Annotated in this window: 2 protein-coding genes; both read left to right on the top strand. The window is 64.8% G+C overall.

The features are described 5' to 3' along the window. The coding region (locus EOA28_RS36970; protein ID WP_148671163.1) for a 4Fe-4S dicluster domain-containing protein at positions 1 to 149 on the top strand (149 nt) is incomplete at its 5' end. 108 nt (positions 150 to 257) lie between these two features. Continuing rightward, the gene (locus EOA28_RS36965; protein ID WP_127251417.1) at positions 258 to 857 is read left to right on the top strand and encodes a DUF922 domain-containing protein; all 600 of its coding nucleotides are present in this window, start codon (positions 258 to 260) and stop codon (positions 855 to 857) included. The last annotated feature ends 89 nt before the right edge of the window (positions 858 to 946 follow it).

Genomic DNA, 946 nt, shown 5'->3' with positions numbered 1-946 from the left:
CCGCCGATCCGTCGGCCAAGGACGTGCGCTTCGTCATCAACGCGCAGAACTGCGTGCACTGCAAGACCTGCGACATCAAGGATCCGAACCAGAACATCAACTGGGTGCCGCCACAAGGCGGCGAAGGCCCGGTCTACCAGGGCATGTGAGCCGCTTCATCGACCGGCAACCGTTTGCGGTACAGTCGGCGGGTTCCTTACGCTTGAAATTGCAAGCGGCTTATAGTTCCTTCTCTGCGGATAGGGAGCAAATGGGCAATGCGCCTGGCGGTTCTTACATGCCTCATCATGCTCGGCCTGTGCGGCGGCGCCCCGCAGGCCCTGGCCGGCACCAAGGTGCTGGTCACGACGCGCAACTATGACATCGCCGGTGCGACGGGCGCCGCCCTGGTTGAAGCGATGAACCGCAAAGGCCCCAAGCACGGCTTCATGACCCGCGCCATCGCCGATACCGGCTATGTGGTGAACTGGAAGCTCGATGTGGACCGCACGGACGGGGTCTGCAGGTTGCGAGGCGCAGACGGAACGATGGAGCTCACCTACACTTTTCCGCGCCTGGCTTCGCCGCCGAAGCCCGAGCTCGAGCGGCGCTGGCGGCGCTTCCTCGCCGGCGTCCACGCCCACGAGCATCACCACGGTCGCATCGCCGAGGCTATGATGCGGGCCACCGCAAAGTCCATTGCCGGCCTTAAGCTGGCCGACAATTGGTTCTGCACCGCCACCCATCGCGAGGCCAGGCGCCGGATCGACGCCGTCTACGCGCAATATGAAGCGAGACAGAACGCCTTTGACGCGCGCGAGCACCGCGACGGCGGCCGCGTCGATCGGCTGGTCAATGCGCTGGTGGGGACGAACTGAGCTTCAGCCTGTTCGCTTAAGAAACGAAGCGTCAGCTCCGCGGTCTGTCCGGCGCGTCGTTCGCCGCCAGCGCCGACTTATGCGCGTCC

The organism is Mesorhizobium sp. M2A.F.Ca.ET.067.02.1.1 (assembly GCF_004023285.1).
GTDB lineage: Bacteria > Pseudomonadota > Alphaproteobacteria > Rhizobiales > Rhizobiaceae > Mesorhizobium.
The sequence above is the reverse complement of the archived record's forward strand: the minus strand, read 5'-3'. Positions and strand labels throughout refer to the sequence as shown.

Coding starts and splice junctions, on each gene's coding strand:
- EOA28_RS36965 (WP_127251417.1), top strand. CDS start 258: ATGCGCCTGGCGGTTCTTACATGCCTCATCATGCTCGGCCTGTGCGGC.